Genomic DNA, 8,807 nt, shown 5'->3' on the forward strand with positions numbered 1-8,807 from the left:
GCGACGTTTTCAATCGCGACTACTCACTTTTTAATCGTCATTAATCGATCTGACGACTTGATGCCCAAGCGTACATCAATTCAAGTGCCACCGTTGCGCCGGCTAAAGCGGTAAGATCGCTATGATCATAAGGTGGTGAGACTTCGACCACATCCATGCCCACAATGTTCACACCCGCTAGACCACGTAGGATCTTCAGCACTTTATCTGAATTCAAGCCACCGCATACTGGTGTTCCCGTACCCGGTGCAAATGCAGGATCTAGGCAATCAATATCGAACGTGACATACACCGGCTTGTCACCAATGATGTCACGGATACGAGCTACGATATCATCCGCACTCAGATCGTTTGCTTCCATCGCATTGATGACATTGAAACCATGATCTTGTTTGTCATACTCAGTGCGAATACCAATTTGCACTGAATGCTTAGGCGAGATAAGCCCTTCATTCGGAGCATGGTAAAACATAGTACCGTGATCATAATTACTGCCATTAGCATATGTATCGGTATGTGCATCGAAATGAATCAATGCCATTTCACCGTGATACTTTGCGTAAGCACGTAAGATCGGCAATGTGATAAAGTGATCGCCACCTAACGCCAGCATGGTTTTGCCACTTTTTAGGATTTCATTGGTCGCCGCTTCTAAACGATAAGTGAAATCTTCAGCGTCACCACAATCAAAGACTAAATCACCCGCATCAATGACTTTAGCACGATCAAATACATTGAAATCCCAAGGGAATTTATTACCTTCCCACGCTAAATTTACCGATGCACGACGAATTGCGTCGGGCCCCATTCGAGCACCCGGTCGACCTGACGTTGCCATATCTAGCGGTACACCTAACACAACAAGATCCGCATCTGACGATACTGGATTACGAAGGTAAGGCTGGCGCATAAAACTCATCGAGTTCGAGTAAAGCGAATAATCAGTTTTAGTGAACAAATCATTCATTTAGAAATCCTCTAAATAGGTGTAACCCGCTAGGCCACCTTCTAATTCTTGCAGTATTGTTTTCTGCTCTTTTACGTCTACACGTTCCGCAACAAGCTCACGATAATTATCACGAATCTTATCCACATCAATGTGGACATAACGCATCATGTCTTCAACAGTATCGCCTTCGTCTACTCGCTCAATAACGGCTTTGCCATTCTCATCAACAGTCACTACAGCACTGTGAGTGTCTCCAAATAGGTTATGCATATCACCAAGAATCTCTTGATATGCGCCCACTAAAAAGAACCCCATCAAATACGGCTTATCCGCGTTCCAAGCGGGGACTGGCAAGGTCGTTTCAATGCCCTGCCCTTCCACGTATTGATCAATTGCACCATCCGAGTCACAAGTGATATCTAGCATAACGGCACGGCGATCTTCGACCTCTTCCAAACCAGACAAAGGTAAAACAGGAAATACCTGATCAATACCCCATGCATCCGGCAGGGATTGGAACAAAGAAAAGTTCACGAAAAACTTATCAGCCAAACGCTCATTCAACTCATCCAAAATGGGACGATGAAAGCGATTTTTAGTACTCATCTGACGGCTGAGTTCAAAGTAAATTCTCAGCGCTAATTGCTCTGCCCATGCTCTTTGCTGTAGGTTCAAAACACCTGTCGCGAACTGTGAGTGCACTTCAGCCAAGTCGCTTTGTGTATCGTTGTAGATCTCAATCAACGCGCGAGCGTCACTGCCATCTTGAAGGTTTTCCCAGTTACGCCACATGTTTTGTAATAGCGTTGGAGAATCTTCTTCTAAAGCATGAATATCTTCAGGGTGATAAGCCTCTGTCCCAATTACATTGGTGATCAGCACAGCGTGATGCGCAGTCAAAGATCGCCCTGATTCAGAGATAATCACGGGTACAGGCTGCTGATATTGCTGGCACACATCACCCACTGTGCTCACGATATTACGAGCGTATTCAATCAAGCCATAATTCATAGAGCTTGAAGACTGGCTACGTGTACCATCGTAATCGACCGCTAAACCGCCACCGATATCGAAGTATTTGATGTCGGCGCCCATACCACGAAGTTCACAGTAAAAACGCGCAGACTCATTCACACCGTTTCGAATGTCACGAATATTCGCCATTTGTGAACCAAGATGGAAATGGACAAGCTGCATCGCTTCCATTTGGTCTTCTTGTTTTAGGCGTTCAATTACCGTAAGCACTTGCGATGCGGAAAGTCCAAACTTCGACTTTTCACCTCCGCTTGACTGCCATTTACCAGCACCTTGAGAAGCTAAACGAATGCGAATACCTAAACGGGGTTTCACGCCTAAGCTTTTTGCTTCTTTAAGCACTAACTCAAGTTCTGAAAGCTTCTCTAGTACGATGAATACTTTATGTCCGAGTTTTTCACCAATCAATGCTAAGCGAACGTACTCTCTGTCTTTGTAGCCATTGCAAACGATGACTGAACTCGCTTTTTGAGCCAGAGCAAGCACCGCTAAAAGTTCCGGTTTGCTGCCCGCTTCAAGACCAAGCTGCTTAGTTTCTAGCTGAGCTTGGCTTTCTAAAATCTCATCAACCACTTCTTTTTGCTGGTTCACTTTAATCGGGTAAACCAACAAGTAATTATTCTGATATTGGTACTCTTCAATCGCTTGGTTAAACGCCTGACACACCCCGTGCACACGTTGGTGCAGTATTTGAGGGAAACGAACCAGTACCGGCAGGTTTAGCTGCTTTTGTTCAAGCTGTGAAACGATATTACTGAGAGGAACCTGGTGCGCGTTGTCACTACGAGGTGATACATAAACCTCACCTTGGTTATCGATACCATAGAAGCCTTGGCTCCAGTAATGAACGTTATAATCAGCGCGAACACGGTCTAGTTTAGAAATGTTTTCCACATCTAATCTCACATTTAGCAGGGAGAATAAAACATGAATCAGAAGGTCCTGAAATCATACCCGACACAGTGTTTTACACTTTCAAAAACTCTGTGGCGGGCACATTAACGGATAATTTGCAGATAGAATCCAACAAAACAATTTTGTCGTAACGACAAGCAATTTAAGTAACCAAGCCCCACTTACGGTACAAGGTTATCACCTGCCGAATCTGATCGAAAATTAATGAATTTGAGACCATTAACAATCAAAATAATTAAGAAATCGGAGCGATAAAATCAAGCTTTTTAATAAACTAAGGTCATTCATGGATCAAAAACATTAAAGTAATCGTCTTCTCAAACCTGTACGTTCTAGGATTCGAGTGGAAATCTCTTCCACCGACAATGAAGATGTATTGATATAAGGCACCGCTTCTCGGCGGAACATCGCTTCTACAGTTTGTAATTCATAAACACATTGTGAATCGCTCGCGTAGTCACTACCCGCTAAACGGTTTTCACGGATCTCTGTGAGACGCTCTGCATCTATGGTTAAACCAAACAACTTATACCTGTAAACCTCAAATTCAGGCAATAATTTCAAACGCGCCAAATCGTCATGAATGAAGGGGTAGTTCGCAACCCTCAAACCAAACTGCATTGCCATATATAGGCTGGTTGGTGTTTTGCCACTACGAGAAACGCCAAGCAAAATAATATCCGCTTCTTCTAACCCTTTTAATGTGATGCCATCATCATGGGCTAACGTATATTCAATCGCAGCAATCCGATCAAAATACTTATCCGAATCCTTATTAACGCTCCGCGAACGTTGCAGCTTTGGCTTAGGTGCCATCTGAATATCGTCTTGTACTTTTTGCACAATACTTTCCAACACGTCATAACAATGTGCAGGCGCTGTCAGCAACTTGGTTTTAATGTCAGGGATAACGATAGAGAAAAACACCAAAGGCTCGATACCTGTAGTGCGATAGGAAATATCGATTTCTTTTAGTAAGTCAGAAAGTTTGTCCTCACTTTCTACAAATGGAAAGGTTTTCTCATTGGCTTTAAATGGAAATTGACCTAGAACAACATGCCCTAAAGTCTCACATGTTATTGCGGTTCCATCAGAAACATAGAATACATCACGACTTTGAATATCAATTTGCATATTTTATTTAATGTTTAAAATTATTTTGAGTAGGATGAACACCATAATATCGATAATAAAACCCTGCTGACTATTACGTTCCCCACAGCTTTGAAAAATATCTTCGTTTTTTTTAGCTTTTGACGTAATCGTTTGCCTTTTAAATCCCTACAATGCTTGCGAGAAACAAATGCAAAATAATACTCTTTGGTTTAATGGTCTATCCATGGAAGATGTCGACAAAGTCGGCGGTAAGAATGCTTCACTTGGCGAAATGGTGTCTAACCTAGCCAACGCTGGCGTATCGGTGCCTAATGGTTTTGCGACCACATCTTATGCGTTTAATAACTTTCTTGACTACAAAGGTCTTGATGAGCGTATCCACCAACTTCTTGATGAACTTGATGTTGAAGACGTTGACGCACTGCGTAAGACAGGTGCAACGATTCGACAATGGGTTCTAGACGCGCCATTCCCAGAATCACTAGAGCAAGATATCCGAGATAACTACCGCGAACTGATTGAAGGCAACGAAGAATTGTCTGTTGCGGTTCGTTCATCAGCAACGGCTGAAGACCTTCCAGATGCTTCTTTTGCAGGTCAGCAAGAAACCTTCCTTAACGTGAAAGGCATTGATGCGGTTATCGAAGCGACTAAACACGTGTTCGCTTCACTCTTTAACGACCGTGCTATTTCTTATCGAGTACACCAAGGCTTTGATCACCGAGGCATTTCTTTGTCTGCGGGTATCCAGCGTATGGTTCGCTCAGACAAAGCCGCTTCAGGTGTTATGTTCACTCTTGATACTGAGTCAGGCTTCGACCAAGTGGTGTTCATCACCTCTTCTTGGGGCTTAGGTGAAATGGTCGTACAAGGCGCGGTGAACCCAGACGAGTTCTACGTTCACAAGCCAATGTTAGAAGCAGGACATTACCCAGTCGTTAAAAAGACGTTTGGTTCTAAGTTGATCAAGATGATCTACTCAACCAATCAAGAGATCGGTAAGCAAGTTGATATTATTGATACAGACACCCAAGAGCGCAATGAATTCTCATTGAACGATGAAGAGATCAAAGAGCTAGCAAAACAAGCGATGATCATCGAAAAACACTACCAACGTCCTATGGATATTGAGTGGGCAAAAGATGGTATCGACGGCAAGCTTTACATCGTTCAAGCTCGCCCTGAGACAGTGTGTTCTCAAAGTGATCAAAACGTCATTGAGCGTTACGAGTTAAACAACAAAGCGGATGTCTTGGTTGAAGGTCGCGCTATCGGTCAGCGCATCGGTTCTGGTCCTGTACGCTTAGTTGACTCTCTAGACCAAATGTCACTGGTTCAAGAGGGTGATGTGCTGGTCACTGACATGACAGACCCAGACTGGGAGCCTGTAATGAAGAAAGCCTCTGCGATTGTGACTAACCGTGGCGGTCGTACTTGTCACGCGGCTATCATTGCTCGTGAATTGGGTATTCCTGCAATCGTAGGTTGTGGCACAGCAACAAGCAGCCTAGAAGATGGGCAAACTGTGACCGTGTCATGTTCAGAAGGCGAAACAGGTTACGTTTACCAAGGGGAACTGGAATTCGAAATCAAACGTTCTGAAGTCGATGAACTGCCAATGTTGCCAACCAAAGTAATGATGAACGTAGGTAACCCGGATCGCGCATTCGACTTTGCACAAATTCCAAACGAAGGTGTTGGCCTTGCTCGTTTAGAGTTCATCATTAATAAGATGATAGGTATTCACCCGAAAGCGTTGCTTAATTTCGATGCACAAACTGATGAGCTAAAAGCTGAAATCACAGAGCGTATCCGTGGCTACAATGATCCTATCGATTTTTACATCGCGAAGCTGACCGAAGGGATTGCAACCATCGCTTCTGCATTCTGGCCAAAACGTGTGATTGTTCGTATGTCTGACTTCAAGTCTAATGAATACAGCAACCTAGTTGGTGGAAAAGCATTTGAACCTCATGAAGAGAATCCTATGCTTGGTTTCCGTGGCGCGTCTCGCTATATCTCCCCAGTATTTGAAGACTGTTTTGAGCTTGAAACTCAAGCGATTAAACGTGTTCGTAATGAAATGGGTCTGAAGAACGTAGAAATCATGATCCCATTTGTTCGTACGCCAAGTGAAGCGGCATCAGTTATCGATTTATTGGCGAAATTTGACCTACGCCGTGGTGACCAAGGTCTTAAAGTCATCATGATGTGTGAGCTACCATCAAATGCAATTTTAGCGGATGAGTTCTTGAAATACTTCGATGGCTTCTCTATCGGTTCAAACGACATGACTCAACTGACTCTTGGTTTAGACCGTGATTCAGGCGATGTTGCGCACTTATTTGATGAACGTAATCCTGCAGTAAAAGCAATGCTGAAAATGGCAATTGATGCCGCGGCTAAAGCAGGAAAATATGTGGGTATTTGTGGTCAAGGCCCATCTGACCATGATGATCTCGCTGAGTGGTTAATGGAGCAAGGCATCAGCTCTGTTTCATTAAACCCAGATACGGTTATCGACACATGGTTGAAGCTAGGTAACGTTGTAAACAAGTAGCCGACGAGAAAGCAGCTTTAAGGTCAACTAAAAATTAACCTGTAAGTGACTATTTGGTAAAAGCCAGTCTTTGATGACTGGCTTTTTTCTTTCGGTTTTTTTCATGATAGCCAAACCAAGTACAGGCTATTCTTTAACTAATCGTGCCTTATGTACTCAACAACCACAACCTAGCTAAATCTAAAGGTATAGAACTCACAACATGTATTGGTATCAAGCTAACCTTACGTTATCCTTGTCGCCAATCTTCATTGAGTGATTTATCACCGTAATGTATCTATCTTCAATACTGATAAGAGTGTTATGACTTCTATTACCGCAACTCCAGTACCTTCTCTTGGGCGACAGCTATTCACTATGACATGGCCAATGCTTTTTGGGGTGCTTTCCCTCATGAGCTTTCAATTGGTAGACAGTGCCTTTATTGGTCAGTTGGGCGTGCTGCCTCTTGCTGTTCAAGGTTTTACGCTACCTATTCAAATGATCATTATTGGCATTCAAGTCGGGTTAGGGATCGCAACCACGGCAGTCATCGCCAAAGCCATTGGTGCCAACGAAACACGTTACGCTAAACAGCTTGGCGGATTAGTCATCGTGATGGGAAGCGTGAGTGTAGCGGTGTTTTCTGTGATTATTTACCTGCTTCGTCACCCTATACTGCTGCTATTGGATGCACCTGACAGTGTCTTACCAATTATTGATTCTTACTGGATATATTGGCTTGTGAGCTCTTGGACGGGGGCGCTGCTGTACTTTTTTTATAGTGTTTGCCGCGCGAATGGTAATACGATGTTGCCCGGTACCATGATGATCGCGACCAGTATCATCAACCTAATCCTCGACCCAATCTTTATCTTTACGCTTGATCTTGGAATTAACGGTGCTGCTATTGCAACAATCATAGCGTTTGGGGTTGGTATCTTATTTGTCGCACCAAAGGTAACGAAAAAGCATTGGATGACATTTGACTGGCACGACCTCAACATTGGTCAAAGTGTTCGCTCAATCGGTCATATCATGGGACCTGCGATGATCAGCCAGTTGCTCCCACCAGTATCGTCTATGTTCGCAACAAAACTTCTGGCAGGCTATGGTGCTACAGCCGTTGCAGCTTGGGCATTAGGCTCACGTTTTGAATTCTTTTCGATTGTCGCAGTACTCGCACTTACTATGTCTATGCCCCCGATGATCGGTCGCATGTTAGGCGAGAAGAAATTAGATCACATTCGCAAGCTCGTTAAAATTTCGGTGAAGTTTGTACTAGGGTTTCAGGTTGTCATTGCGCTGATCACTTGGTTGTTCTCAAGTGGCCTAGCCAACCTGATGACCAGTGAAGCTGAAGTGTCCACAATTTTAAACTATCACCTACTCATCGTTCCTATTAGCTTAGGTCCTTTAGGTATTTGCATGTTGATGGTATCGGTTTCAAATGCATTGGGTAAGTCTTACACTGCATTAACTATTTCAGCACTCCGCCTATTCGCCTTCTTCTTACCTTGCTTGTGGCTAGGCTCTCAGGTTGCCGGAATCGAAGGTTTGTTTTGGGGAGCAATGGTCGGCAACATACTCGCAGGCACATGTGCTTGGTTCATGTATCAGCGAGTGCTCCAGCAAATAGAGACTCAGTTGGTCGATTAGGCATTAAAAACTAACTATTTCGCCAGTCTAAAAAGCAGCTAATTCGATAGCTGCTTTTTTGTTCATGGTAATGTTCAACAAACTATTAGCATCATTCATAACGCTTACATCGTCTCTTCTGTTGTCCTCATGATAGCCACTCTCTCCAACCCAATGTTAAAAGAACTTTAAGCTTCACTTCATCTCGCAGCTCAATTATTGAGTTCAATCCTCTTAATAACGATTATCCAATTCGTCACGCAGAAAGAGACAGCGATTTTCTTGAGAGCAACACTAACTAGTTGGAGAAAGAGGGAGAGAGGCACTGTCACCATTGATGGCTTTGGTAGCTCTAGTCGCCCGTCACGTGCTAAGCCGGCAAGCTTCTAAGAGATCTAGAGAGAAGTTAACTAATAGCATACGCGTCTTAAATACCATTAGAGGAAAAATACTACCTATTACAAATACTTTAAACGGTAAAAAATCGTTATTTTCCTATTTAGCAAACGTAAAAAAGCCCGCTGATTTCTCAGCGGGCTTTTCAATGGTGGTGGAGGGATAGGGATTTGAACCCTAGAACCGCTATTAACGGTTGCCGGTTTTCAAGACCGGTGC

Annotated in this window: 5 protein-coding genes; 2 read left to right on the forward strand and 3 right to left on the reverse strand. The window is 43.6% G+C overall.

Annotated elements, in window-relative coordinates; translation table 11 throughout:
• Positions 1-40 precede the first annotated feature (40 nt).
• The 3 genes from speB to F0226_RS15985 form a co-directional block, all read right to left on the reverse strand.
• Positions 41-967 (reverse strand): agmatinase, encoded by a 927-nt coding sequence (gene speB / locus F0226_RS15975; protein WP_171736571.1) that lies wholly within the window; start codon positions 965-967, stop codon positions 41-43.
• Complete coding sequence (gene speA / locus F0226_RS15980; RefSeq protein ID WP_345776526.1) at positions 968-2,878, reverse strand: arginine decarboxylase; 1,911 nt, start codon at positions 2,876-2,878, stop codon at positions 968-970. It abuts the gene before it with no gap.
• 321 nt (positions 2,879-3,199) lie between these two features.
• Positions 3,200-4,033, reverse strand: coding sequence for a pyruvate, water dikinase regulatory protein (locus tag F0226_RS15985; RefSeq protein WP_171736573.1), 834 nt, complete (start codon positions 4,031-4,033; stop codon positions 3,200-3,202).
• A gap of 169 nt (positions 4,034-4,202) precedes the next feature.
• On the opposite strand from F0226_RS15985, the gene ppsA reads away from it, so the two are divergent.
• Both ppsA and F0226_RS15995 read left to right on the forward strand, forming a co-directional pair.
• The gene (gene ppsA / locus F0226_RS15990; protein WP_171736574.1) at positions 4,203-6,575 is read left to right on the forward strand and encodes a phosphoenolpyruvate synthase; all 2,373 of its coding nucleotides are present in this window, start codon (positions 4,203-4,205) and stop codon (positions 6,573-6,575) included.
• Between the two features lie 303 nt (positions 6,576-6,878).
• On the forward strand, positions 6,879-8,213 hold the full coding sequence (locus F0226_RS15995; protein ID WP_171736575.1) for an MATE family efflux transporter: 1,335 nt from the start codon (positions 6,879-6,881) through the stop codon (positions 8,211-8,213).
• Positions 8,214-8,807 lie beyond the last annotated feature (594 nt).

The organism is Vibrio sp. 99-70-13A1, from assembly GCF_013114625.1.
Classification (GTDB): Bacteria; Pseudomonadota; Gammaproteobacteria; order Enterobacterales; family Vibrionaceae; genus Vibrio.